The organism is Roseateles paludis, from assembly GCF_039872745.1.
Lineage (GTDB): Bacteria > Pseudomonadota > Gammaproteobacteria > Burkholderiales > Burkholderiaceae_C > Pelomonas > Pelomonas paludis.
Window position 1 is genome coordinate 958,741 of the sequence record NZ_JBDPZD010000001.1, and the last position, 25,223, is coordinate 983,963.

The 25,223-nt window shown below is 69.0% G+C and carries 22 protein-coding genes; 12 read left to right on the forward strand and 10 right to left on the reverse strand.

Annotated elements, in window-relative coordinates; genetic code table 11:
• The first annotated feature begins 11 nt into the window (after positions 1–11).
• The 3 genes from ABDJ85_RS04550 to ABDJ85_RS04560 all read left to right on the forward strand — a co-directional run bounded on the left by ABDJ85_RS04550 (position 12) and on the right by ABDJ85_RS04560 (position 2,852).
• Positions 12–1,238 (forward strand): MFS transporter, encoded by a 1,227-nt coding sequence (locus tag ABDJ85_RS04550; protein ID WP_347703549.1) that lies wholly within the window; start codon positions 12–14, stop codon positions 1,236–1,238.
• Between the two features lie 125 nt (positions 1,239–1,363).
• Positions 1,364–1,978: a hypothetical protein gene (locus ABDJ85_RS04555; protein WP_347703550.1), complete on the forward strand. Its 615-nt coding sequence runs from the start codon at positions 1,364–1,366 to the stop codon at positions 1,976–1,978.
• Positions 1,979–1,988: 10 nt separating this feature from the next.
• A complete protein-coding gene (locus tag ABDJ85_RS04560) occupies positions 1,989–2,852 on the forward strand; it encodes a PEP-CTERM sorting domain-containing protein (RefSeq protein ID WP_347703551.1) in 864 nt (287 codons plus the stop codon).
• Between the two features lie 59 nt (positions 2,853–2,911).
• On the opposite strand, the gene ABDJ85_RS04565 is transcribed toward ABDJ85_RS04560, so the two are convergent.
• From ABDJ85_RS04565 to ABDJ85_RS04575, 3 genes are all read right to left on the reverse strand, one after another.
• Positions 2,912–4,180 (reverse strand): AGE family epimerase/isomerase, encoded by a 1,269-nt coding sequence (locus ABDJ85_RS04565; RefSeq protein WP_347703552.1) that lies wholly within the window; start codon positions 4,178–4,180, stop codon positions 2,912–2,914.
• 22 nt (positions 4,181–4,202) lie between these two features.
• Complete coding sequence (locus ABDJ85_RS04570) at positions 4,203–5,435, reverse strand: acyl-CoA dehydrogenase family protein (protein WP_347703553.1); 1,233 nt, start codon at positions 5,433–5,435, stop codon at positions 4,203–4,205.
• Between the two features lie 99 nt (positions 5,436–5,534).
• Positions 5,535–7,529: a monovalent cation:proton antiporter family protein gene (locus ABDJ85_RS04575; protein ID WP_347703554.1), complete on the reverse strand. Its 1,995-nt coding sequence runs from the start codon at positions 7,527–7,529 to the stop codon at positions 5,535–5,537.
• 221 nt (positions 7,530–7,750) lie between these two features.
• On the opposite strand from ABDJ85_RS04575, the gene ABDJ85_RS04580 reads away from it, so the two are divergent.
• From ABDJ85_RS04580 to ABDJ85_RS04620, 9 genes are all read left to right on the forward strand, one after another.
• On the forward strand, positions 7,751–8,353 hold the full coding sequence (locus ABDJ85_RS04580) for a hypothetical protein (protein ID WP_347703555.1): 603 nt from the start codon (positions 7,751–7,753) through the stop codon (positions 8,351–8,353).
• A gap of 11 nt (positions 8,354–8,364) precedes the next feature.
• Positions 8,365–8,955: a hypothetical protein gene (locus tag ABDJ85_RS04585; RefSeq protein ID WP_347703556.1), complete on the forward strand. Its 591-nt coding sequence runs from the start codon at positions 8,365–8,367 to the stop codon at positions 8,953–8,955.
• Positions 8,956–9,041: 86 nt separating this feature from the next.
• Positions 9,042–10,313 carry a Glu/Leu/Phe/Val family dehydrogenase gene (locus tag ABDJ85_RS04590; RefSeq protein WP_347703557.1) on the forward strand — a complete coding sequence of 424 codons (1,272 nt, stop codon included), beginning with the start codon at positions 9,042–9,044 and terminating at the stop codon, positions 10,311–10,313.
• A 17-nt stretch (positions 10,314–10,330) separates the two neighbouring features.
• Complete coding sequence (locus ABDJ85_RS04595; protein WP_347703558.1) at positions 10,331–10,915, forward strand: DUF2242 domain-containing protein; 585 nt, start codon at positions 10,331–10,333, stop codon at positions 10,913–10,915.
• Positions 10,916–11,001: 86 nt separating this feature from the next.
• Positions 11,002–13,053: a sensor histidine kinase gene (locus tag ABDJ85_RS04600; protein ID WP_347703559.1), complete on the forward strand. Its 2,052-nt coding sequence runs from the start codon at positions 11,002–11,004 to the stop codon at positions 13,051–13,053.
• Positions 13,050–13,688: a response regulator transcription factor gene (locus ABDJ85_RS04605; RefSeq protein ID WP_347703560.1), complete on the forward strand. Its 639-nt coding sequence runs from the start codon at positions 13,050–13,052 to the stop codon at positions 13,686–13,688. Before ABDJ85_RS04600 ends, ABDJ85_RS04605 begins: the two co-directional genes overlap by 4 nt.
• Entirely contained in the window at positions 13,681–14,619 is a 939-nt protein-coding gene (gene thiL, locus ABDJ85_RS04610; RefSeq protein ID WP_347703561.1) for a thiamine-phosphate kinase, read from the forward strand. The genes ABDJ85_RS04605 and thiL overlap by 8 nt, the downstream gene beginning before the upstream one ends.
• Entirely contained in the window at positions 14,616–15,146 is a 531-nt protein-coding gene (locus ABDJ85_RS04615) for a phosphatidylglycerophosphatase A family protein (RefSeq protein WP_347703562.1), read from the forward strand. The genes thiL and ABDJ85_RS04615 overlap by 4 nt, the downstream gene beginning before the upstream one ends.
• Complete coding sequence (locus tag ABDJ85_RS04620; RefSeq protein ID WP_347703563.1) at positions 15,143–15,640, forward strand: CinA family protein; 498 nt, start codon at positions 15,143–15,145, stop codon at positions 15,638–15,640. Before ABDJ85_RS04615 ends, ABDJ85_RS04620 begins: the two co-directional genes overlap by 4 nt.
• Before the next feature lie 98 nt (positions 15,641–15,738).
• Here the strand turns inward: ABDJ85_RS04620 and ABDJ85_RS04625 are convergent, their stop codons facing one another.
• The 7 genes from ABDJ85_RS04625 to leuS form a co-directional block, all read right to left on the reverse strand.
• Entirely contained in the window at positions 15,739–16,512 is a 774-nt protein-coding gene (locus tag ABDJ85_RS04625; RefSeq protein WP_347703564.1) for a PEP-CTERM sorting domain-containing protein, read from the reverse strand.
• Between the two features lie 269 nt (positions 16,513–16,781).
• Positions 16,782–17,816 carry a cupin-like domain-containing protein gene (locus ABDJ85_RS04630; protein WP_347703565.1) on the reverse strand — a complete coding sequence of 345 codons (1,035 nt, stop codon included), beginning with the start codon at positions 17,814–17,816 and terminating at the stop codon, positions 16,782–16,784.
• A gap of 24 nt (positions 17,817–17,840) precedes the next feature.
• On the reverse strand, positions 17,841–20,228 hold the full coding sequence (locus tag ABDJ85_RS04635) for a putative bifunctional diguanylate cyclase/phosphodiesterase (RefSeq protein ID WP_347703566.1): 2,388 nt from the start codon (positions 20,226–20,228) through the stop codon (positions 17,841–17,843).
• 10 nt (positions 20,229–20,238) lie between these two features.
• A complete protein-coding gene (locus ABDJ85_RS04640) occupies positions 20,239–20,850 on the reverse strand; it encodes a methylamine utilization protein (protein WP_347703567.1) in 612 nt (203 codons plus the stop codon).
• Positions 20,851–20,982: 132 nt separating this feature from the next.
• A complete protein-coding gene (gene holA / locus ABDJ85_RS04645) occupies positions 20,983–22,050 on the reverse strand; it encodes a DNA polymerase III subunit delta (protein WP_347703568.1) in 1,068 nt (355 codons plus the stop codon).
• Positions 22,051–22,055: 5 nt separating this feature from the next.
• Positions 22,056–22,550: an LPS-assembly lipoprotein LptE gene (locus tag ABDJ85_RS04650; protein WP_347703569.1), complete on the reverse strand. Its 495-nt coding sequence runs from the start codon at positions 22,548–22,550 to the stop codon at positions 22,056–22,058.
• A complete protein-coding gene (gene leuS / locus ABDJ85_RS04655) occupies positions 22,550–25,180 on the reverse strand; it encodes a leucine--tRNA ligase (protein WP_347703570.1) in 2,631 nt (876 codons plus the stop codon). Before leuS ends, ABDJ85_RS04650 begins: the two co-directional genes overlap by 1 nt.
• Between the last annotated feature and the right edge of the window lie 43 nt (positions 25,181–25,223).

Here is a 25,223-nt window from a genome sequence, read left to right on the forward strand (position 1 = left end):
CAACATCACTCATGACCACCTCCACCGCCCCCACCCACGCTCCCCCGCCCGCCGTCTGGGCGGTGCTGATGCTGCCCTTTGGCGCGCTGACGGGTTTCGTCAGCGTCGGCCTGACCTTCATGGCCACCAAGCACGGCCTGTCCATCACCGATGGCGCCTTGCTCAATGGCGCGAATGTGCTGTCGCAGTGGCTCAAATGGCTGTGGGCGCCGCTGGTGGACGTGACGCTCACGCCGCGCCGCTGGCATGTGCTGGCCACGGTGTGCACGGGGCTGGGGGTGTTGGCGATGTCGCTCATCCCGCTGGGGCCGGCCACCTTGGGCCTGCTGCTGGTGGTGATCGCGCTGACCAGCCTGGTCAACAGCCTGGTGGGCATGGCGGTGGAGGCCAGCGTGGCGGCCACGGTGGCGCCCGCGCAGGTCGGGCGCGCCAGTGCCTGGCTGCAGGCGGGCAACCTGGGCGGGGCCGGCTTGGGTGGCGGGCTCGGGCTGATGCTGCTTGAGGTCTTGCCCGCGCACTGGATGGCGGGCGCCGTGATGGCCGTGGTGATGCTGGCCTGCTGCGGGGCGCTGTACTGGGTGCCGCCCATCGAGCGGCACGGCGCACCGCCCGCGCACGAGGGCGCCTGGGCCCATGTGCGTTGGGTGGTGGGCGACCTGTGGGCCACGCTGCGCTCGCGCGGCGGCGCGCTGGCGGCACTGCTCTTCATGCTGCCGGTGGGCACCGGCGCAGCGGCCAGCGTGCTGACGCAAGCGGCGGTGGCCGCGCACTGGGGCGCCGGTGCCGGCGAGGTGGCGCTGATGCAAGGCACGCTGGCCGGCGTCATCACGGCCGGTGGCTGCTTCATCGGGGGTTGGTGGTGCCAGCGCCGGGCGCCGCGTGGGGTCTACATGATCATCAGCCTCGCGTTGGCGGCCGTGGCCTCGGGCATGGCGCTGGCGCCGGCCACGGTGGCCACCTATGTCGTGGCGTCTTGCGTCTACAACCTGGGCGTGGGCATTGCCTACGCCGGCTTCACAGCCGTCACGCGCGAAGCCATCGGCCGCGGCGCCGGGGCCACCAAGTACAGCCTGCTGGCCTCGATCTCCAACTTCCCGATCTGGTGGCTGGGCCTGCTGCTGGGCTGGGTGGCCGACGAGCGTGGCGCCGCCGCCATGCTGCACACCGAGGCCCTGCTGGGCGCGCTGGGTGTGGGGGTGTTTGCGCTGGCGGCGTGGCGCTGGCGGGCCAAGGGCTGAGCCTGCCCGGCGGTGATGGGCCACCGGGGCCCGAACGGACGGGGCAAGGTGCGGGCCTCGCGCCATAACGGCTGGCTAACGGTGGCTTTGAAGAATGAGAGCCTTCCGCCGCCTGAAGGACGCCCATGAATCTCTCAAAACTTTGCCTGATCGCGGCGTGCTGCGCGCCCGTGGCATTCACCGCGCCTGCGCTGGCAGCGCCGGTTGCGATCTCGTTCACAGGCAGCGTCAGCGGCATGGGCTTGGGCAGTCCGCTCATCCTCGACAGCTTCCCGGTGGGCACGGCGGTGTCCTTCGATGCCGTCTTCAACGAGAACTTCAGCAGCGGCCCGCCGGCGAGCGGCGACCTGGGCCCCGCGTCCGGCACCTTGCACATGGGCGCGCTCGACTTCACGATCACGCATGCCGACATCTTCCTGATGTGGGACGACCCCCTGCTCGGCTACACCTATGCCATCGAGCTGACGGGCACGGGCCCGACCACCGCGAACGGCGGCACGTTCCGGGGCATCAGCTTTGGCCTGGGGTCGGCACTGGACGTGCGCTACGACCCGGGCGTTGCCATGCGCTACCCCGGGCAGTTTGGTCTGGTGGGCGGGTTTGCCGAGCTGACGGGCGACACCCGCGCTGCGCGCGTGCCGCTGCCGGGCACCGGGTGGCTGGCGCTGGCGGCCATGGGCGCGCTCGCGCCGTTGCAGCGCCGCCGTGCCACAGCCGCAGCCGCGCAAACCAGCCACTGAGGAGAAGACCATGAGAAACAAAATTGCATCAGCCCTGCTCCTGTGCGTCAGCCTGGCGCCCTTGATGGCGACGGGCGCGACGTTCACGTCGTCGGTGAACGTCACCACCACCGGGAACGCCATCAACGTGGATGGTGTGATCGTCACCCCCTCCTGCACGGCGGTTCATGCGGGGTTCGCGAACTGCTCGACCGAGGCGAACAACGCGAACGCGCGTGTCGGCCCGGGCTACCTGCAGCTCTCGGCCTTCAGCAGCGTGTCTGCGGGAGGCGATGGGCGCTCGGGCGGCACGGCCAGATCACAAGCCAGCTTCTCGGACGACCTGACGTTTGACTCGCTCGCACTGGCTGGCAAGACGGTCACCGTGACGGGCAGCGTCGTTGTCGAAGGGGTCTTGTCTGCCGGGGTTGGCGCCAGCTTTGGCGGCGCCCGGGCCAGCTGGACGGGCTATGGCGGCGCATTCGGTGTGGGCTTGGTGAATCAAGGCATCACCGAGACCTATGCCGGCGGCGCTGTTGGATCGCCCGACAGCAACCTGCGCGGCTTCGTCTTCCCTGTCGTTTCGACCCTGCAGTTCGACGCCCTCGGCCACGCGCAAAGCAGCATCGCGTTCACCATGATCGTCGATGCCCAGAGCGTGGTGACGAGCGGCGGGACGGCGACCGCAGGCGCGGCATTCAGCAACACCGTGTACTGGTCGGGCATCGAGAGCTTGAGCGTGGATGGGGCGAGCTTTGCCGGCCCCTATGCCGTGACGTCAGCATCCGGCGCCGACTACCGCTTCTCGACGGCGCCTGTGCCCGAAGGGTCCACGCTCGGGATGATGCTCCTCGGCCTGGGCTTGCTTGGGGCGTTCAAGGCTCGGCGGCGCTGAGCCACCGAACGGTGGCCGCACGCCACCCACCACCGAATCACCCGCGCTTCAGCCTCGCCTCAGCCCATCAACGCCACGCGGTGCAATGACACCATGTGGTATGGGTCGGGCAGGGTGTCCTCGCAGCCGCCGGTCTTGCAGGGCAGTCGATAGGCGGCGTGCCAGCTGCCGGAAGGGGCGTCGAGCAGCTGGTCTTTGACGAGGCCGAGGGTCTGCTCGTAGCGGCGCCAGAGGTCGTTGCGGCCGGTGTGGCGGGCGCAGACGATGAGGGCGTGCAGGCATTCGGCCTGCTGCCACCAGCCCTTGGCCTTCTCGGGCTTGCCGCCGTCGGGGTAGGCGCGCGTGCCGCAGCCGCCGTCGATGTCGTCGTAGCCGGTCTGCAGTGCGTAGGTCAGCACGCGCTCGGCCACGGGGGCGTAGACGGGCGCGACGCTGCTGGCCGTGGTGAGCAGGTGGGCCCACTCGAACTGGTGGCCGAGGTCGATGTAGCCACCGGCTTGTTGGGTGGGCAGCGGGCGCCAGGCTTCGTCGTACCACTCGGGGATGCGGGCGCCGCCGCCCTCGGCCTCGGGCAGGCCTTGCAGCAGCTTGTAGAGCGCAAAGTCGCCCAGGCGTTTGACGCCGCTGGCCGCCTCGCCGGTGGCGCGGTGCAGGGCCTGCACGGCCTCGAACATGTGCATCAGCGGGTTCTGCGTGCGGCCGCCCTTGCCGGGTGAGAGGTTGCGTGGCACGTCGCGGTAGACGCCGCCCTGCGGGTCGATCAGGCTGGTTTCGATGACGCGCCAAGCCTCCAGCGCGGCGGCCTTGTGCCGCGGGTCCTGGCCGATGCGATACAGCTCGGCCAGCGCGAGCAGGGCAAAGGCGTGGCCGTAGGTGTCCTTGCCATCAACGCGCAGGCTGCCGTCGAGGCCTACGGTGTGGAAGAAGCCGCCGTGCACCGGGTCGAGCTGGGCGGAGAGCAGGAAGTCGGCGCCTTGGCGCGCGAGGTCGAGGTAGGGGACGGGGCTGCTGCGGCCTGTGGCCTTGGTGAGCTCGTGCCCGACCGCGAAGCTGTAGATCAAGCGCGCCTGGCTGGTGAGGGAGACGCGGTCGTCCGGCTTGGGCGTCCAGTCGCGCTGGAAGGCGGTGCGAAACGCGCCGTTCGGCGTCGGGGCGCGGCTGGCCCAGGCGGGCAGCAGGCGATCCAGCAGGTCGGCGCGGTGCCAGTCGGTGTCGATGACCTGGCGGGCCTTGCCTTCAGGGTCGCTGCAGGCGGGCAGCAGCGGCGCCATGGGCAAGGCGGTCAGCAGGCCGAGCGCAGAGCGGCGCTTCAGGAGGGGGCGGGGCATGCCCGCGATTCTGGCCGAGAGGTCAGCGCAGGTTCAGTGGCGTATGCCGCGCCACTTCCAGCTTGGCCAGCGCGTTGCGGTGGACCTCGTCGGGGCCGTCTGCCAGGCGCAGGGTGCGCTGGTGGGCCCACATCATGGCCAGCGGGGTGTCGTCGCTGACACCGGCGCCGCCGTGGACCTGGATGGCCCAGTCGAGCACCTTGAGCGCCATGCTCGGCGCGACGATCTTGATCATCGCGATCTCGGCCTGCGCGGCCTTGTTGCCCACGGTGTCCATCATGTAGGCGGCCTTGAGCGTGAGCAATCGGGCCTGTTCGATCAGGCAGCGGCTCTCGGCAATGCGCTCCTGCGTGACGGTCTGGCGCGACAGCGGCTTGCCAAAGGCCACGCGGCTGGCGGCGCGTTGGCACATCAACTCCAGCGCGCGCTCGGCGGCGCCGATGGAGCGCATGCAGTGGTGGATGCGCCCGGGCCCGAGCCGGCCCTGCGCGATCTCGAAGCCGCGGCCCTCGCCCAGCAGCACGTTGGCAGCAGGCACGCGGACGTTCTTGAGCTCGATCTCCATGTGGCCGTGGGGCGCGTCGTCGTAGCCGAACACGGGCAGGGCGCGCAGCACCGTGACGCCGGGCGTATTGGCGGGCACCAGCACCATGGACTGCTGCTCGTGGCGGCCGGCCTCGGGGTCGGTCTTGCCCATCACGATGTAGAGCTGGCAGCGCGGGTCGCCGGCGCCGCTGCTCCACCACTTGCGGCCGTTGATGACGTAGTCGTCACCATCCCGCTCAATGCGGCATTGGATGTTGGTGGCGTCACTGGAGGCCACCTCGGGTTCGGTCATCAAAAAGGCCGAGCGGATCTCGCCACGCAGCAGGGGCTCCAGCCAGCGGTCCTTCTGGGCCTCGGTGCCGTAGCGCTCCAGGGTCTCCATGTTGCCGGTGTCGGGGGCCGAGCAGTTGAAGACCTCGGGCGCCCAGTAGGTGCGGCCCATGATCTCGCACAGCGGCGCGTACTCCAGATTGCTGAGCCCCTCGGGGGCGCGGGCCGACTGCGGCAGGAAGAGGTTCCAGAGCCCGGCGGCGCGCGCCAGGGGCTTGAGCTCCTCGATCAGCCGCGTGGGCTGCCAGGCATTGCCGGCCGCGCGGTTGGCGGCCACTTCGTCGAGGAAGCGGCGCTCGTTCGGCGTGATGTGCGCATCGAAGAACTCGATCAGCCGTGCGCGCAGCTGCTGGACCTTGGGGCTGTAGTCGAAGTGCATGGCCGTGCTTTGCAGGTGCTTGTGCAGGTGCGTTGTTGCGCTGAGTGTGCAGCCGCTGCGCGGCGTGGGCTGTCGCCGATGTGGCAGGCGGCGGTGGCGTCAGCCCTTGAGGAGCTTGTCCTCGGCCAGCGCCAGCGCGGGCGGCGGGCCGGAGAGCACGATCACGTCATTGGGGGCCAGCACCAGCTCGTCGGCGCCGGACTCGACACGCCCCGAGGCGCGGCGCAGCGACACCACGTGCACGCCAATGGCCTGCAGCGCCAGGTCGCCCAGGGTCTCGCCGACCAGCGGGCTGGCCTGAGGCAGGGTGATGGTGGCCAGCCGGGCCTGCTCGCCGTCGTCGTCGCCGCTGTCGTCGGCGCCATGGAAGTAGCCGCGCAGCAGGCCGTAGCGCTTGTCACGCGCATCCCGCGCAATGCGGATCACGCGGCGCATGGGCACGCCCACCAGGGCCAGTGCGTGTGAGGCCAGCATCAGGCTGCCCTCGATGGCCTCGGGCACCACCTCGGTGGCGCCGGCGGCGCGGAGTTTTTCGAGGTCGCTGTCGTCGATGGTGCGCACCACCACCGGCACCTTGGGCGCATGGGCCTGGACCAGGTGCAGGATGCGCAGCGCCGAGGGCGTGTCGTGATAGCTGATGACCACGGCGCTGGCGCGCGCCAGGCCGGCGGCCATCAGGCTCTGGATCTTGGCGGCATCGCCAAACACCACGCTCTGGCCGGCGGCGGCGGCGTGGCGCACGCGGTCGGGGTCCAGGTCCAGCGCCATGTAGGGGATGCGCTCGCCCTCCAGCAGCCGGGCCAGGTTCTGGCCGCTGCGGCCAAAGCCGCAAATGATGATGTGGGCCTCGGCCTTGATGGCCTTCTTGGCGATGGTGGTGAGCTGCACCGACTGCAGCAACCAGTCGCTGGCCGAGAGCTTCATCACGATCAGGTTGCTGTACTGGATCAGCAGCGGCGTGGCCAGCATCGACAGCACCATGCTGGCCAGCACAGGGCTGATCCAGTGCGGAGCGATCAGGCCGTGGTCAGCCCCCAGTGTCAGCAGCACAAAGCCGAACTCCCCCGCCTGCGCCAGGAAGAGGCCGGTGCGCAGCGCCGTGCCCGTGGGCGCCTGAAAGAGCCGCGCCAAGCCCGCCACGAGCACGAACTTGGCGAACACCGGCAACCCGGTCAGCAGCAGCACCAGCCACCAGTTCTCCACCAGCACATGCCAGTCCAGCTTCATGCCGATGGTGATGAAGAACAGCCCGAGCAGCACATCGTGGAAGGGCCGGATGTCGGTCTCCACCTGGTGGCGGTACTCGGTCTCGGCGATCAGCATGCCGGCGATGAAGGCCCCCAGCGCCAGCGACAGGCCCGCGTGCTCGGTCAGCCAGGCCAGGCCCAGCGTGACGAACAGCAGGTTCAGCATGAAGAGCTCGTCGCTCTTGCGCCGCGCCACCAGGGTCAGCCACCAGCGCATCAGGCGCTGGCCGCCGTAGAACAGCAGGCCCAGCAGCACGGCGGCCTTCAGCGCCGCCCAGCCCAGCTCGGCCATCAGCTGCGAGGCCGGGCTGTGCAGCGCGGGGATCAGCACCAGCAGCGGCACCACCGCCAAGTCCTGGAACAAGAGCACGCCCATCACCAGCTTGCCGTGCGGGCTCTCCAGCTCCAGGCGCTCGGCCATCATCTTCACGACGATGGCGGTGGAGCTCATCGCCATCGCCGCGCCCAGCACCAGGGCGCCTTGCCAGTCCAGCTCCCAGGCCCGGCCCAGCCAGGCAAAGCCCAGCACCAGCAAGCCATTGCCCACCATGGCGCCAGCAATCGTCAGCGCCACCTGCGCCAGCCCGATGCCGAACACGGCGGTCTTGAGCGTGCGCAGCTTGGGCAGGTTGAACTCCAGCCCAATGGCGAACATCAGGAACACCACGCCGAACTCCGCCAGGTAGCGGATGCTGGCCGTGTCATGCGCAAAGGACAGCGCATTGGGCCCGATCACCACCCCCACCACCAGATAGCCCAGCATGGGCGGCAGCTTCAGGCTGCGGCACACCACCACGCCCAGCACGGCCGCGACGAGATAGAGAAGGGCAAGGTCCAGCGAGGTCATCGGGGGCCGATGTTATGCGGGGCCTCTGCCGAGGGATTTGCCGTGTCCGGTGGCAGCGGGGCGGCGGTGTACTTGTCGGGCAGGCCCGCTTGGCAATATTCCCGCTGCGCACGCGGGTGCGCGCTAACGAAGCCGCGGGTCACGCGCTGCTAAGGTCGCGCTCCGCTAGAGAACGGTCTCGGCGGAGCCAACATTTGAATTTGAAAGAGTCGACGATGAGCATGCAAAAACTCCTGTCCCGTCTCGCGCGCAGTGCAGCGCTGGCCTTTGCGGTCTTGCTGACCGGCTGTGCCACGCCCTATCTGGACGGCACCACCAAGGAAATCCCGATCAGCGAATACAAGAAGCCGGCGTCGCCAGCCCCGGTTCAGCTGCTGTTTGAATTCCAGACCAAGGGGGTCCTCAATGCACCGGCCACGAGCATGCTCAAGGACCAGGTGACGGCCCAGGTCAAGGCCAGTGGCTTGTTCAGCGCTGTGGAGGCGGGCCCGGTGCCCGGTGGTGCCACCCTCAGCCTCACGATCAATAACGTCCCGCTGACCGACGACGCCTTCAGCAAAGGCTTCGTGACCGGGCTGACCTTTGGCCTGGCAGGCTCCCAAGTCACCGACGGCTATGTGTGTTCAGCAACCTTCCGCGCAACGCCCAGCGCTGAGCCGATCACGAAGAAGGTCAGGCACGCCATCCACACCAGCCTGGGCTCGGGCGCGGCACCCAGCAACGCGGTCAAGATGCCCGATCTGAAGACGGCGGCCATGCAAATGGGCAAGGACGTCGTGAGCAACATGCTCAACGACATTTCGCGCGACGCGAACTTCAAGTGAAGGGACTCGACATGAAGCTGACCTCAAACCTTCGTTCCATCGCCTATGCCTTCGCGGCGCTCCAGGTGCTGTTGCTGACGGCATGTGCCAATGTGCAGATGCCGCCCCCAAGCGCGAGTGCAACCAATCTCGAGAAGCTTCGGGCGGCCCAGATTGGCCCAGCGCAAGTTGGCGAGTTCCGTCTGGCTGCTGGCAAGCCTGCCTCCATGGACACCAGTGTTGGCGGCCTGCGCGGGTCTTCGATTTCACCGAGCGCAGGCAGCTACTCCAAGCAGTTGCGCGAAGAGCTGATCGCAGAACTGAAGGGTGCTGGTCTGTTGGACCCAGCCTCGCCGGTGGCCATTGAAGGCGAGCTCACCGACAGCATGGTGGATGCAGCCATCGGAACCGGCCGAGGCCGATTGGCGGCCCGATTCAAGGTCAAGCGCGCGGGGGCTGTCGTCTTTGACAAGGAACTGGTCGCCGAGGCGTCCTGGGAATCGTCCTTCGTGGGGGCCGTGGCATTGCCTGCGGCGATCCACCAGTACGGGGCGCTCTACAAGACCCTCGTGGGCAAGCTGATCGACGACGCGGACTTTCGCGTTGCTGTGAAGCGGAAGTGAGCCCCCGTAGCGTTAACAGGCCCTAGCCGCCAGCTGCGGCGCCGCCATTGCGCTACCGTGCAACTCTCGCAGTTACGGAGAGTTTCATGGACCACCTGTCCTTCATCAGCCCCACCCGCAACAGCCCCTGGGGGACCTACCTCGCCCAGGTGGAAGCCACCTTGCCCTACCTCGGCAAGCTGGCGCGTTGGGCGGAGACGCTGAGGCGCCCCAAGAGGGCGTTGATTGTTGACATCCCCATCGAGCTGGACGACGGCCGCATTGCCCACTACGAGGGCTACCGCGTGCAGCACAGCCTCACCCGCGGCCCTGGCAAGGGCGGGGTGCGCTACCACCCCGAGGTCACGCTCGAAGAGGTGATGGCGCTCTCGGCCTGGATGACGGTCAAGAACGCGGCGGTGAACCTGCCCTATGGCGGCGCCAAGGGCGGCATCCGGGTCGAGCCGCGCGATCTGTCGCTCAAGGAGCTGGAGCGCGTGACGCGGCGCTACACCAGCGAGATCGGCATCATCATCGGCCCCAACCAGGACATCCCGGCCCCCGACGTCAACACCAATGGCCAGATCATGGCCTGGATGATGGACACCTACTCGATGAACACCGGCGCCACGGCGACGGGCGTCGTCACCGGCAAGCCCATTCCGCTGGGCGGCTCGCTGGGGCGCGTGGCGGCCACCGGGCGCGGGGTGTTCGTGATCGCGCGTGAGGCCATGCGCCGGCTCGGCCTGCCGCTGGAAGGCGCGCGGGTGGCCGTGCAGGGCTTTGGCAATGTGGGCTCGGTGGCGGCAAAGATGTTTGTGGCCAACGGCGCGCGCATCGTCTGCGTGCAGGACCACAGTGGCACCATCCTCAACGAGCAGAGCCTGGACATGGCCCGCCTGCTCGACCACGTGGCGCTGCACAAGGGCGTGGCCGGCTTCCCCGGCGCCGATGCCATCGACAACGAGAACTTCTGGGACGTGCAGAGCGACGTGCTCATCCCCGCCGCGCTGGAGGGCCAGATCAGTGCCGAGCGCGCCAACCGCCTGCGCACCGGCCTGGTGGTGGAGGGCGCCAACGGCCCCACCACGCCTGACGGCGAGGCCGTGCTTGCGGAGCGCGGCATCCCCGTCGTGCCCGACGTGATTGCCAACGCGGGCGGGGTGACGGTGTCCTACTTCGAGTGGGTGCAGGACTTCTCGTCCTTCTTCTGGACCGAGGACGAGATCAATGTGCGGCTCGACAAGATCCTGGTCGGCGCCTTCAAGGGCATCTGGGAGACGAGCGAGCAGCACCGCATCAGCCTGCGCACGGCGGCCTTCACCGTGGCTTGCACGCGGGTGCTGCAGGCGCGCGAGGAGCGCGGGCTGTATCCCTGAACCTGATAATCGGGCCCATGCCGTACCGCCCGCCCCCGTCGCTGATCCTGCTGGCCTGCGCCGCCGCCTTGTCTGGCTGCAGCGCAGTGCCTGCTGCGCTGCAGTCCACGCCCAAGCCTGTTTATCTGGCCGAGCGCTTCAGCGCCGACGAGACCTTCTCGCGGCTCTTTGACGCCGACGTGAGCGACACCTGCGAGGCGGCGCGCCGTGCCTTGCTCAGCCAGGGCTATGTGATCGGCAAGGCGGCTGGCGGCGAGGTGCGTGGCATCAAGTTCTTCCAGCCCGAGGGCGAGGTGCACGTCGAGATCGCCATCACCGTGGTCTGCGTGGGTGACGGGGTCAAGTCCCAGGTGGCCACGGCCTATGTGAGCGCTCAGCAGGAGCGCTTCACGCTCAAGAAGAGCCCGCAGGCGGCCAGCCTTGGCGTCAGCGCGCTGGGCTCGATCTCGGTGCCACTGTCCTCGTCGAACGACTCGATGGTGCGTGTGGCCTCCGAGACCATCCCGGCCGGGGACTTCTATGACCGTTTCTTCGCGCTGATGCAGCGCGTGCTGCGCGACAAGGAAGCGCTGGCCGCTGAAGGACGCACCAGCGGCAGTTGAGGCAGCTGAGGCCGCCGACGCCCGGCCGGTGCCTTGTGGGAACTGCGTGCCGCCCCCGCTGCTGAGCGCGTGATACTGGCCGCGCGATGGCCTTGCCCCAGACCTTACCGAGCCCCACACCCGCCCGCCTGCGCCCCGGCTGGGGTTGGCGCCGCGCGTTGCCCTGGGTGGCGCTGCTGGCCCTGCTGGTGGTGGCGCAGTCGCTGCTGCTGGCCCTCACCGTCAGCCACGAGGCCGGCAAGGCGCAGGACCAGGCCGAGCAGGTGGCTGCCGAGGTGGCCGGACAGATCCGCAAGCAGGTCTCGCAGTCGCTCGGGCTGCTGCAGTTTGCGGCTGACCGCCCCGCTGCAGCGCCCGCCTGGCAGGACTCGCCCGCCCTGGTACGCATGGAGTGGCGCGGCGTGCATCGGCAGCTCACGCAGGCGGTGAACAACCCGCGCCAGCTCCCGCCGCTGCCGCACAGCGGGCCCGAGGGCCTGGTGCCCGAGACCGAGCTGGCCTGCGCCAGCGCACTGCGCCAGGGCAGTGCCCAGATCTCGCGCAGCTACTTTGTGCCGCTGGCGCCGGGCCTGGGGCTGGAGGTGGCCGACCTGTGCGCAGCGCGGCTGCATGGGGGCGAGCCCGATGGCTTCGTCATCGCCACCCTGGCGCTGCGCACCCTGCTGGAGGCTGCGCTGCTGGACGAGCACGCGCGCGGCTACGAGGTCAGCCTCGTCGAGGCCGACAACACCCGGCTGGCGCGCGCCGGGCTCAAGCATGGGCGCGGGGTCTATGTCTTCCAGCGCCTCGTCGACCTGCCCGGCCAGTCCTTCCAACTGCGGGTGGACAGCGTGGCCGGTGCGCCCTCCTGGGTGCCCAACCTGCCCATCGCCCTGGTCATGGGCCTCACGCTCGCGCTCTTTGGCATGGTGGTGCTGCTGGCGCGAGACGGCCGGCGGCGCGCGGGCGTCGAGGCTGCGCTGGCCGAGTCGCTGACGGTGCGCCAGGCCATGGAGAACTCCCTCGTCACCGGCCTGCGCGCGCGTGATGCCGAGGGCCGCGTCACCTACGTCAACCCGGCCTTCTGCCGCATGGTGGGCCTGCCGGCGGGCGAGATCCTCGGGCGCTGGCCGCCGCCCTACTGGCCGCCCGAGCATGTTGAGAACTACCTGCGCCGCAATGCCGAGCGCCGCGCCCGCTGGGCGGAGGGCGACGCCCATGCCGCCGATCAGCAGACCGACCAGCAGGCCGAACAGGGCTTTGAGACCGTCTTCATGCGCCAGAGCGGCGAGCGCTTTCCGGTGCGCATCTACGAGGCCCCGCTGCGCGACGCCCACGGCCGCCAGACCGGGCTGATGAGCACCGTGCTCGACATCTCCGAGCAGCGCCGCGTGGAGGAGCTCTCGCGCCAGCAGCAAGACCGCCTGCAGGCCACGGCCCGCCTCGCCACCGTGGGCGAGATGGCCTCGCTGCTCAGCCACGAGCTGAACCAGCCGCTGGCGGCGATTGCCAGCTACGCCAATGGCTCGCTCAACCTGCTGGCCGACCCCGAGCCGCCCGAAGACACCCCCGGCCTCGTGCGACAGGCGCTGGAGCGCATCGCCGCCCAGGCCGACCGCGCGGGCCGCGTGATCAAGAGCGTGCACGACTTTGTGCGCCGCCGCGAGCACCTGCGCGAGAACATCGACGTGGCCACCCTGCTGGAGGCCGTGCTGCCCTTGATCCGGCTGCAGGCGCGCAAGGGCGGCAGCCAGGTCGTGCTGGACCTGCCGGCCGAGCGACTCAAGGTGCGCTGTGATCGCACCATGGTCGAGCAGGTGCTGCTCAACCTCAGCCGCAACGGCCTGCAGGCCATGGAGAACGCGGCACCCGGCACCCCGCGCGAGCTGCGCCTGGCCGCGCGGCTGCGCGCCGAGCGCTGGGTGGAGCTGAGCGTGCGCGACCACGGCCCCGGCATCCCCTCCGAGGTGGCCAAGCAGCTGTTCACGCCCTTCTTCACCACGCGCGGCGAGGGCATGGGCCTGGGGCTCAGCCTGTGCCGCACGGTGATTGAGCAGCACGGCGGTGCGCTTGATTTTGAGAACCTCGCTGCTGCGCAGGGCGGGGGGTGTGAATTCAGGTTCACCTTGCCGATTGCTACCCCTGGGGGGGCGACATGACGTCTATTCCACTCATCTATCTGGTCGACGACGAACCCGTGGTGCGCGAGGCGCTGGCCTGGCTGCTGCGCTCACGGCGCCTGCTGTCCGAGGAGTTCGACAGTGCCGAGGTCTTCCTCGCGCTGCTGGACAGCCGGCAGCCGCCCTTTCCCACCTGCCCGTCCTGCCTGCTGCTCGACGTGCGCATGCCGGGCATGAGCGGCCTGGCGCTGTTTGAGCTGCTCATCGAGCGCGGCCTCACCGACGTGCTGCCGGTGATCTTTTTGACCGGCCATGGCGACGTGCCCACGGCCGTGGCCGCCGTCAAGCGCGGCGCCTTTGACTTTGTCGAGAAGCCTTTCTCCGACAACGCCCTCGTGGACCGCGCCCAGCAGGCCCTGGAGCACAGCCGCGCCGCGCTGGCCCGGCGCGACCACCGCCTGGCCTGCGGCAAACGCCTCTCGGAGTTGACCGAGCGCGAGCGCGAGGTGATGCGCCTCGTCACCCAGGGCCAGCCCAACAAGCTCATTGCCGATGCGCTCGACATCAGCGTGCGCACCGTCGAGGTCCACCGCGCGCGTGTGTTCGAGAAGATGGAGGTCAAGTCCGCCGTCGAGCTGACCAACCTGCTCCGGGACAATCAGCTCGATGGGTGAATTCGATCTGATCCGCCGCTACTTCACGCGGCCCGACCACACAGCGCACGGCGTTGCCGTTGGCATTGGCGACGACTGCGCCGCGCTCGTGCCCACGCCGGGGCACCACTGGCTCATCTCCAGCGACATGCTGGTCGAGGGCCGGCACTTCCTGCCCACCGTGGACCCTGCCGCACTCGGCCACAAGGCCCTGGCCGTCAATCTCTCCGACCTCGCCGCCTGCGGCGCCACGCCGCGCGGCTTCACACTCGCGCTCGCGCTGCCGCGCGTGGACGAAGCCTGGCTCGCCGGCTTCTCGCAAGGCCTCTTTGCGCTGGCCGACGCGCATGCCTGCCCCCTGGTCGGCGGCGACACCACGCAAGGCCCGCTCAACATCTGCATCACTGTTTTTGGCGAGGCGCCGGCCGGCCAGATGCTGCGCCGCAATGGCGCAAAGCCTGGTGACGAGATCTGGGTCTCAGGCCGCCTGGGCGACGCCCGCCTCGCGCTGGAAGCTTTCCGTGGCCGCGTGAGCAGCGCCGGCCTCGATGTCCTGCGCCCCGCCATGGAGCGACCCACCCCGCGCGTCGCCCTCGGCCAAGCCCTGCGCGGCATCGCCACCAGCAGCATTGACATCTCCGACGGCCTCGCCGGCGACCTCGGCCACATCCTCGCCGCCAGCGGCGTGGGCGCCTGCCTCGACCTGCCCGCCTTGCCGCGCAGCCCCCAGCTGGCGGCCCAGCCCCGCGCCGCGCAGATCGAATGCCTGCTGGCCGGCGGTGACGACTACGAACTCGTCTTCACCGCCTCGCCCGGCCACGCGCTGCCCGACGTGGGTTTGCCGCTCTACCGCATTGGCGTCATCGAGCCCGAGCCGGGGCTGCGCGTGCGCGACGAAGCCGGCCAGTTGCTGCCCACCTCGTGGCGCAGCTTTGATCACTTCAAGTCATGACACCGCGAAACGCCACCGCCGCCTTCATGTGGCCCCACCCGGCCCGCTGGATCGCGCTCGGCTTTGGCAGCGGCCTCTCGCCCAAGGCGCCCGGCACGGTGGGCACGCTTTGGGCCTGGCTCGCCTTCTGGGCCTTGGGCCTGATCTTCCCCACCTGGGGCGACCGTGAATGGCTGCTCTGCATCGCCGTGTCCACCCTCATCGGCTGGTGGGCCTGTACCCGCTGCGCTCAGCACATGGGCATCGCGGACCCCGGCGCCATCGTCTGGGACGAGGTCGTCGCCTTCTGGCTCGTGCTCTGGCTCGCCGGCCCCATGGGCTTCGTCGGCCAGCTCGTGGCCTTCGGCCTCTTCCGCTACTTCGACGCCGCCAAGCCCGGCCCCGTCGCCTGGGCCGACGGCCTCTTCAAACTCCAGCGCGGCGAGGCCATCGGCTGGCGCCAGGGCGCCGGCATCCTGCTCGACGACTTCGTCGCCGCCGGCTGCACGCTGGCCGTGATCGCCGTCTACCGCTTCGTGCTGGCATGACGCCCCCAGCCCTCGTCACCGAGATCGCCACGCTGCTCCGCGCCCGCGGCGAACGCCTCGCCACCGCCGAGTCCTGCACCGGCGGCCTCATCGCCGCCACCTGCACCGACCTCGCCGGCTCCAGCGACTGGTTCGAACGCGGCGTGGTGACCTACAGCAATGAGGCCAAGACCGAGCTGCTCGGCGTGCCCAAGGCCCTGATTGACGATCACGGTGCCGTCAGCGCCCAAGTCGCTGAAGCCATGGCGACAGGGCTGCTCGCCCGAGTCCCCAGCACCGTCCACTGGACCGTCGCCGTCACGGGCGTCGCTGGCCCGGGGGGTGGTAGTGCCGAGAAGCCGGTCGGGACGGTATGGCTGGCGCTGGCGGGGCGCAGCGGGGTGCTGCGGGTGTGGTGCGAGCGCTTCGACGGCGATCGACGCGCGGTTCGTGTTCAGACGATTGAGTCAGGGCTGAATGCCCTACGCCGTGAACTTGCGCCAGCTTCAGATTGAGTTTGGCGGCATGGCTGCCCGACGACCCCGTCGAGCCCCGATCGCCAATTGAAAAGGCCACCCCACGGGGTGGCCTTGGCATGGAGCCTGAAGCTCGATCAGGCCCGACGCTCGCGACGGCGGAAGGCCAAACCGAACGCAACGCCCAAGCCGCTCAGCAGCATGGCGGCAGACGACGGCTCAGGAACGGGCGCCATCGGAGTGTTGACGCTGGACTGTGCATTAAGGTTCAAGCTCGCCGTCAAGGTGCTGGCGCCAAAGTTGGAAAAACTAGCGCTAACCAACCCAGCGCTGCTGGGAGACAGGTTCGAGTAGCCAAAGCCGGTGTAGGCCTGCCTGTAGCCGTAATTGCTGGTCCCAGCGCCGTCGGTCCAGTTGTTGAACTGGATGGACGTATTGCCGTAAACGTACGTACCGTTCACCGCCCCGGAAGCGTCTGCGGCCACGCTGGCGTCAGCGGTGATCAGCACCAACGTGCCTGCGCCCACTTCAACTTGGAAGTTAGCGCTGCCATACCCGTAGGCATAGCCATAGGTGCTCAGTGCGGTGTCGCTGGCCGAGGCCGTCAACGAGTAGCTGCCAAGGTTGACACCCGAGCCGTTGGACGCCCCGGTGAGGTCCAGACCGGTCGCGGTGAGATGAGCGACGGCCGGCGAGTCGTAATTCCAAACATTCAAGCCCGATTGCGTGTAGGCACTCGCGTAATTGCTGCCGGACAAGATGCTGAAGCTTGGTGCGATGCCGTCCAACGGGGTCAGATCAAAGACCAGCACTTGAACATTGCTCAACGACGCCGTGGCCGTCACGGCCGAAGCACCGCCAGCGGCCACGAGCATTGCGCCGACAGCCAAAGCCTTATGAATCGCTCCCATGTGCGCATTCCTTCACGTTGGTTAAGGGAAAACCCAAGACTAGCATAAGTTGGCGGAGCTGTGACGGCGACCCCCCCGAATGGAGGATTCCCTCGTGCATCAGCAACGCGGAAAGGCGGCGCTCCCCCTAAGTTGCCAGTGAATAAGACCCCGGCGAGGCCGCAAAGCCGCGTCTGGTCAACCTCCGCCCATTCCGCCGGACCCCAGCCTCCTAGTCGCCCGAGCCGGTGGAGCAAGCGCTTGGTCTCTCGTCGTCCAAGCATTTGGACTCAGCCCCGCTTGAACGCCTCCCCCAAGATCCCCTTGATCGCCTCGGCCTGCTGCGGTGACGAGAGCCCCATCAGCCCCCGATGCTCAGGCGCCAGATGGGCCAGCGCCGGCCCGTGGTGCTCGAACGCAAAGTAGTCAAGCAGCCCGCGCCATACGGCCTGCTGCTCGGGTGGCATGTGGCGGAAGGCGAGGACGGCGTGGAGCAGGGCGTCGAAGGGTTTGGTGGGCGGGGGCGTGTCGGTCCACCAGTAGTTGACGAGGATGTTGAAGCCTGAGAGGGACTCGACCTGGTGCCACCAGGCATAGGGCAGGTAGAGGGCGTCGCCGGCGTCTAACTCGGCGACCTGGGCGTGGGCGAGGGCCTCGCGGAAGCGGGGGTAGCGGTCGTAGTCTGGGGCTTCGAGGTCGACCATGCTGACGGGCGGGCCGGCGGGCGTGAAGTCGATGGGGCCGATGTAGAGATTGGGCAGCTGCTCGGGCGGGAAGAGCGTGAAGCGGCGGCGGCCGGCGACGACGCAGGCGAGGTTCTGCATCAGGTCAAAGTGGGTCTGCACCCGGACGGCGTTGCCGATCCAGATGCGAGGCATGACCTGGGGATTCATCAGCGGAAGCGGGATAGCTCCAGCCAACTGCGGCAAGCACGCAGGCAGGGGCATGGAGTCCATGTAAATGGCGGGGGCCGTGGCGTCGTGGGCCTGCGCGAGCAGCAGGCGCAGGCCGTCGGCGAGTTCGGTCGGCCGGCGCTCGAAGGTCAGGCCGGCCATGCCTTCGCGGTAGAACAGGTGGCGCCCTGCCGCTGGGTCACCCAGACTGAGTGGGATGCGGGCGCCTTGGTAGAAGGGCAGCAGGTACTCGCAGACGGCCTGGTCCGAGGTCTGGGCCGCTTGCACAGCGGGCCAGTGCTTGACGAGGCCACGCAGGATGACCGGGCGGTTGGCGGGCAAGACTTCGGCGCGGAAGCGGGCCGCAAAGTCGGGGGCGTCGGCGCCGTGCAGCTCGGCGGTGCGGGGCAGGTCAGCGGTGGTGGGGCTCATGGCCCGCGCATTGTCCTTGCTGGGTCAGCCCAGCCAGCCCAGCAGGCTCTCGCCCGACTCTTCCAGCTGCGAGGGCGGCGCCCAGGCTTTGGCCCAGTCGAGGAACTGGTCGGCCGGCATGGGCTTGGCGAGGAAGTAGCCCTGGCCTTCGTTGCAGCCCAGGGCGGCGAGCAGGTTCCAGGCGCGTGCGGTCTCGACCCCCTCGGCCACGACGCTGAGGCCCAGGTTGTGTGCCAGCTCCACCGTGGAGCGCACGATGCGGGCGTCGTCGAGGTCGCGCTCCATGGCGAGCACAAAGCTCTTGTCGATCTTGAGCTCGTCCACGGGCAGGCGCTTGAGGTAGGCGAGCGAGGAGTAGCCGGTGCCGAAGTCGTCGATGCTGAGCTTGAAGCCCTGGGCGCTGAGGTGCTCCAGCGTGGAGAGCGCGCGCTCGGGGTCGTCCATGATGGCCGACTCGGTGATCTCGAGGCACAGGGTCTGCGGGGCCACGCCAAGCGGCGTGAGCAGGGCTTCGATCTTGGCGGGCAGGTCCTGGTCGAGCAGGTCGCGGGTGGAGAGGTTGACCGACAGGCGCAGGCTGAGGCCAGCGTCCAGCGCCTGGCGCGAGAAGGCGGCGGTTTGCGCGAGCACCCAGGCGGTGAGCTGACGCACAAAGCCGGTCTGCTCGGCAAAGGGGATGAACTGCATCGGCGGCACCAGGCCGCGCGTGGGGTGCTGCCAGCGCACCAGGGCCTCGGCGCCGACGATCTTGCGGGCGCGCAGGTCCACCTTGGGTTGCAGGTAGAGCCGCAGCTCGCCAGCCGCGATGGCCTGGCGCAGCTCAGACAGCAGCGAGAGCGACTCCTGGCTGCCGACGTCGAGCTGGGCGTGATAGATCAGGCTGCCGCACTGGCGCTGCTTGGCGGCGTCCATGGCCAGCTCGGCGCGTGCCAGCAGCAAGTTGACCTCGTGGCCATGCTCGGGGTAGAGCGCGATGCCGATGCCAGCGCCGAGGTCGATGGTCTGGTCGTCGATCTGCAGCGGGCGCTCAAAGTCCTTGAGGATGGCAAACGCTGCCTCGCTGGCCTGGCGGGCGTTGACCTGCTCCAGCACGATGACGAACTCGTCGCCATAGAGCCGCGCCAGGTCGGCATGCACGGCGCCGCACAGCTGCCCGAGGCGCTTGCCCACGGCTTGCAGCAGGCGGTCGCCCAGCTCGCGGCCGAGCACGTCGTTGACGCGCTTGAAGCGGTCCAGGTTGAGCATCAGCACGGCGCCGTGGCTCTCGGGCGTCAGCAGGTGCTGCTGCAGCAGTTCGGCCAGGCGGGCGCGGTTGGGCAGCAGGGTCAGCTGGTCCACATAGGCGAGGTTGGCCACCAGGGCATCACGGCGCTGGATGCCTTCGCGCATGTTCTCCAGCGCAATGGACAGGTTGCGCACCTCGACCACGCCGGGCGAGGCGCTGACGGGGGTTTCGTAGTCGCCGCGCTCCAGGCGCCGCGCGGCCTGGGACAGGCCCTTGATGGGCTCGCTGATGGAGCGCGCCAGCAGCACGCTCAAAGCGGCAAACACGACCACGCCCAGCAAGGTGAGCCCGAGCAGCAGCAGCTGCAGCTGGCGGTAGGGCGCCAGCGCGGCGTCCAGCGAGCGCAGCAGCAGCACGCCGGCCATCTGGCCGCCATCGGAAATCAGGGTCACGAAGCGCGAGCTGACGCGTTCGCCGTCGATCTCGGTCAGCTGAGGCGCGCCTTCGGCACCAAAGGCCAGGGCCTGGGCACGCGAGGCATCGAGCGTTTGGGCCAGCGGCTTCCAGCCGGACTCGGCCGTGCGCATCAGCAGCACGCCGTCAAGGTCGGACAGGGCTTTGAGGTCGTCCAGCACTGCGCGGTCCAGCGTGAAGGCCATCAGCACCCAGCCCACCGGCGCAGGCGTGCGCACGGGCACGGCCACCACCTGGTAGGCCTGGCCGCCACGTACCGTGAGCACTGCATCTCGGGCCTTGCCGGCCACTTCACGCAAGGCGGCCGAGAGCGCAGACGCATCCGGGTGCGTTGCCACCACCAGCTGGAACTGGGCGTCGAAGTAGGCCACCACGCGGGCGCCGATGCGCTCGCCCTGGTTGTCGAGCGCGCTCTTCACGGTCTCGGCGGTGGCAGCGTCTGGGTGGGCCAGCCACTGGCCGACGGCCTCCTTGAAGCCGTAGTCCTTGGCCTGCAGCTCGGCCGCGTCGCGCAGGCGCGTGGCTTGCTGGTTGAGCAGGCGGCGCAGCACGCGCTCGCCGGTTTGCAGGTCGGCCGCGAGCGAGACCTCGGCATTGCCCGTCACCGCGCTGCGCGTGACGACCAAGCTCACCAGTTGCACCAGCAACAGCAAGCCTAGGAAGAGGGCCACGATGCGGCCCTCCAGGCGGCGGAGGTTGAGGAAAGCGGGCATCAATCTGGCATCAATCGGGCAACGTGACGACCAGGCTCTTGATGCTGGCGGTGACGTCGATCGGCTGGGCCTGCAGTTGCTGGGCTTGCTTCTGCGCGGCATGCCAGGTCAGCAGCCGGTGCTCGCCCGCCGGCAGGTCGAGCACGGCCTCGCCGCGCGCATCGGTGCGGGCAAAGAGCGGCGTGTCCACCACCACGATGTGGGCGCTCATGCGGTCATGGATGTTGCAGCCCAGTGCGGCCACGCCGGGCTTGTCGAAGACCACGGGCTCGGCCGGCGTGCCGGCATAGAGCTTGATGTCGAACACCTTGACCGGCGAGAACGAGTAGACGTGATGCCGCACGGTGTCGAAGTTGGGGAAGGACACGGCGGTGCCCGTCTGCACCACCAGCACGGGCGGCTGGAAGTTGCGGTCGCGCTGGCTCATCTCGGCCTTGGCGGTGCTGGTGCGCTGTGGGCGCCCGCGCAGCTCCACGGCCACGACGGCGTCTGCCACCGGCTGGCCGGCGGCATTGCGCAGTTGCAGCGTGACGGGGGCGGCCCACGCAGCCGCAGCTGGCCAGAGCAGGGCGCCAGCCAGCGCGGCCCGGCGCAGGGACCGATGCATTGAGAGAGTCACCATGGGAGAAACCTGGGGCCGACGATAGCGCGCAAGGCCGCCGGCGGCGAGGGCATCCGACCGCTGTGGGCTGGGCGGGCACGACGCCAGCGCGCTTGGCGTGGCGTCCGTCACGCGAACGGGCGCGGGGTGGGTTCAGGCCTGTAGCGCGATGCCGGTCTTGCCGGCGGCCGTCTCGGTCAGCATCAGCGCCAGGCGGCGCAGCGCGGCCCAGGCGTCGAGTGGCCAGTCGGGGTGGCGCAGGCCCTTGGCGATGCCGTCCACCGTTTGCGCAGCGCCCACCAGGCGGGCGCAGTCGGCCGCGTCAAGGCGGGGCGCGACGCGCTCCATCAGCTTTTCTTTGGCACCCCAGACGCGCGCCTCGCGCAGCGCCAGCGGCAGCGGCCGGCCGGCGTCGAGCGCGGCGCGGATGCGGGCCAGCGCCCGTACGTCCTCGGCCACCGTCCAGTGCACCAGCACGGCGGCCTCGCCCTCGGCTGCCAGGCCATCCAGCATGCGCAGCACGCGCGCCACCTGGCCCGAGAGCACGGCCTCGCTGAGCTTGAAGACGTCAAAGCGCGCCACGTCCAGCACGGCGGCCTGGATCTGCTCCAGGCTGAGCTCGCCCGCCGGGTAGAGCAGGGCGAGCTTTTGCAGCTCCTGGTGGGCGGCGAGCAAGTTGCCCTCGACCCGGTCGGCAAAGAAGGCCAGGGCCTGCTGGCCGTTCGGGCCATCGGCCACCTGCTGGCCTTGGGCCTTGAGCCGCTGGGCCAGCCAGACGGGCAAGCGCTGCCGCTCCACGGGCTCGACACGCAGGGTGATACCGGTGGCGTCGAGCGCGGTGAACCAGGCGCTGGTCAGCTGGGTCTTGTCGAGGCGCGGCAGGGTGACCAGGGTCAGCACATCGTCGGGTGCGTGCTCGCAATAGCGCTGCAGGGCCTCGGAGCCATCCTTGCCAGGCTTGCCGGTGGGGATGCGGATCTCGATGAACTGCCGGTCGGCAAACAGGCTCATGGCCTGCGCAGCGGCCAGCACCGGCGCCCAGTCGAAGTAGGCGCCCTGCACGGTGAAGACCTGGCGCTCGGTGAAGCCCTGCTGCCGCGCCGTGGCGCGGATCAGGTCGGCCGCCTCTTGCGCCAGCAGCGGCTCGTCGCCATGCACGGTGTAGACCTTGGCCAGGGTCTTGGTCAGGTGCGGGGCGAGGGCCTCGGGGCGGAGTTGCATGGCGCTCAGCCGGGCAATCTCACGGCCGCAAGCCTGCGCATCACCTGCGCCACCACGTCAGACTGCATCGAGCTGTAGAGCAGCCCCGCCTCCTGCTCCTTGGCCAGGGCCTGGGTCTCGGTGAAGTTGAGGTCGCGCGTCAGGCGCAGCTCGACCTTGGGCGCCAGCAACTCGCCGCTGGGCGTGCGCAGCCAGTAGTCGAAGTAAAGGCGCAGCTCCCACTCACGCACCTGGCCGGCGGCGGTGGAGGCCACCACGCTGCGGTCACGCGCCTCGCGCAGCGCCTCGATCACGACCTGGGCGCGGCTCGCGTCCTCCTCCAGCCGCACGGGCGTGTGCTGCACCTGGCGGCGCAGCGCGGCGGCCAGCGGTGAGCCCGGCTCAAAGCCCACCAGGGCCAGGCTCTGGAAGGGCAGCACCGGCTCCTTGCGTAGCGCGAAGCCGCAGCCGGTGAGGTTGGCTAGGGCCGCGAGGCTGAGCAGGGCGGCGCGGCGGTGCATCAGACCACCACGTTGACGAGGCGGCCGGGCACGATCACGACCTTCTTGGGCGTCTTGCCTTCGCTGAACTTGGCGAACTCCTCGGTTGCCAGCGCTGCGGCTTCGATGGCGGCCTTGTCGGCACTCGCCGGCACCTTGACGGCGCCGCGCAGCTTGCCGTTGACCTGCAGCATCAGCTCGATCTCGTCCTGCACCAGCGCGGCCTCATCGACCGTGGGCCAGGGCGCGTCCAGCAGGTCGCCCAGCTCGGCGGCAAAGCCGAGGTCTTGCCAGAGCTGGTGGGCGATGTGTGGCGTGGCGGGGTAGAGCACGCGCAGCAGCACCGAGAAGCCATCGCGCACGGCGGCTGCTTGGCCCTCCGCCTTGAAGCCTTCGAGCGCATTGAGCAGCTTCATCGCGCCGGAGACGACGGTGTTGTACTGCATGCGCTCGTAGTCGAACGAGACCTGCTTGAGCACGTTGTGCACCTCGCGGCGCAGGGCCTTGCCGTCTGCGCTGAGCGCGGCGTAGTCGGCGCCGCCGGTCTTGATGGCGTCGGCATTGCGCGCGCCAAAGTTCCACACCCGCTTCAGGAAGCGGTGCGCGCCTTCCACGGCCGCATCGTTCCACTCCAGCGTCTGCTCCGGGGGGCTGGCGAACATCACGAACAAACGGGCCGTGTCGGCACCGTACTGGTCGATCAGCGCCTGCGGGTCCACGCCGTTGTTCTTGGACTTGGACATGGTCGTCATCTCGTACTCGAGAGGCGTGCCGTCCTTCTTGAGCTTGGCACCCGCGATGCCGCCCTTGTCGTCGTGGATCACGTCGACTTCGTGGTCCCAGTAGTAGTCCTTGCCGCCGCCCTCGGGCTTGTGGAAGAAGGCGCCCTTCAGGACCATGCCCTGGGTCAGCAGCTTGCTGAAGGGCTCGGCCACGCTGACGAGGCCGAGGTCACGCATCACCTTGGTCCAGAAGCGCGCGTAGAGCAGGTGCAGGATGGCGTGCTCGATACCGCCGATGTACTGGTTCATCGGCATCCAGTACTTCGTCCCCTCCGCGACCATGGCCTGGTCGTTGGTCGGGTCGCAGTAGCGCATGAAGTACCAGGACGAATCCACGAAGGTGTCCATGGTGTCCGTCTCACGCTTGGCGGGCTTGCCGCACTTCGGGCAGCCAACGTTGAGGAAGCCGGCGTGCTTGTTCAGCGGGTTGCCGCTGCCGTCAGGGATGCACTCCTCGGGCAGCACGACGGGCAGGTCCTTCTCGGGCACCGGCACCACGCCGCAGTCGTCACAGTGAATGATCGGGATCGGCGTGCCCCAGTAACGCTGGCGGCTGACGCCCCAGTCGCGCAGGCGCCAGGTGGTTTTCTTCTCGCCGAGGCCCTTGGCGGACAGCAGCTCGGCGACCTTGTCGACGGCCTGCTTGTGCGTCAGACCATCGAGCACGCCGGAGTTGACGCAGACGGCGCGCGACTTGTCGCCGTACCACTCGGCCCAGGCATCGAGCGAGAAGCTTTCGCCTTCAGCCGCGATCACCTGCTTGATCTCGATGCCGTACTTTTGGGCGAACGCGAAGTCGCGCTCGTCGTGCGCGGGCACGCCCATCACGGCGCCGTCGCCATAGCTCATCAGCACGTAGTTACCGACCCAGACAGGCACCTGGGCGCCCGTCAGCGGGTGGGTGACGACGAGGCCGGTGGGCACGCCCTTCTTCTCTTGCGTGGCCAGCTCGGCTTCGGTGGTGCCACCGGCCTTGCATTCCTCGATGAAAGCAGCGACCTCGGGCTGGGTCTGCGCAGCGATGGTGGCCAGCGGATGCTCAGGGGCCACGGCGCAGAAGGTGACGCCCATGATGGTGTCGGCGCGGGTGGTGAACACCCACAGCTTGTCGCCACCGCCCTCGATGCTGTGCGGGAACGCAAAGCGCACGCCTTGGCTCTTGCCGATCCAGTTCTCCTGCATCAGGCGCACGCGCTCGGGCCAGCCGGACAGGTAGTTCGGATCTTCAGGGTTGGCCACGGCCGAGAGCAGCTCTTCGGCGTAGTCGGTGATCTTCAGGTAGTAGCCGGGGATCTCGCGCTTCTCGACCAGGGCGCCGGAGCGCCAGCCGCGGCCGTCGATGACCTGCTCGTTGGCGAGCACGGTCTGGTCCACCGGGTCCCAGTTGACGACCTGGGTGCGGCGCTCGGCGATGCCCTTCTCGAGCATCTTCAGGAACAGCCACTGGTTCCACTTGTAGTAGGCGGGCTGGCAGGTGGCGACCTCGCGGCTCCAGTCGATGGCCAGGCCCATGGCCTGCATCTGGCCCTTCATGTGGGCGATGTTGGAGTAGGTCCACTGCGCCGGCGGCACCTTGCCCTTCATGGCGGCGTTCTCGGCCGGCAGGCCGAAGGCGTCCCAGCCCATGGGCATGAGGACGTTGTAGCCCTTCATGCGCAGCTGGCGGGCCAGCATGTCGTTGATGGTGTAGTTGCGCACGTGGCCCATGTGCAGCTTGCCCGAGGGGTAGGGCAGCATGGAGCAGGCATAGAAGTGCGGCTTGCTCGCGTCCTCAGTGACGCGGTAGGCATCGCGCGCCGCCCAGTAGGCGTGGGCGGCGGCTTCGATTTCGGTGGGGTTGTAGGGGCTGGGTTCGGGCTTCGCAGTCATCCCGAAATTGTAGGTGGGGGGGCTGCGGCGCCCCCGGCCCAAC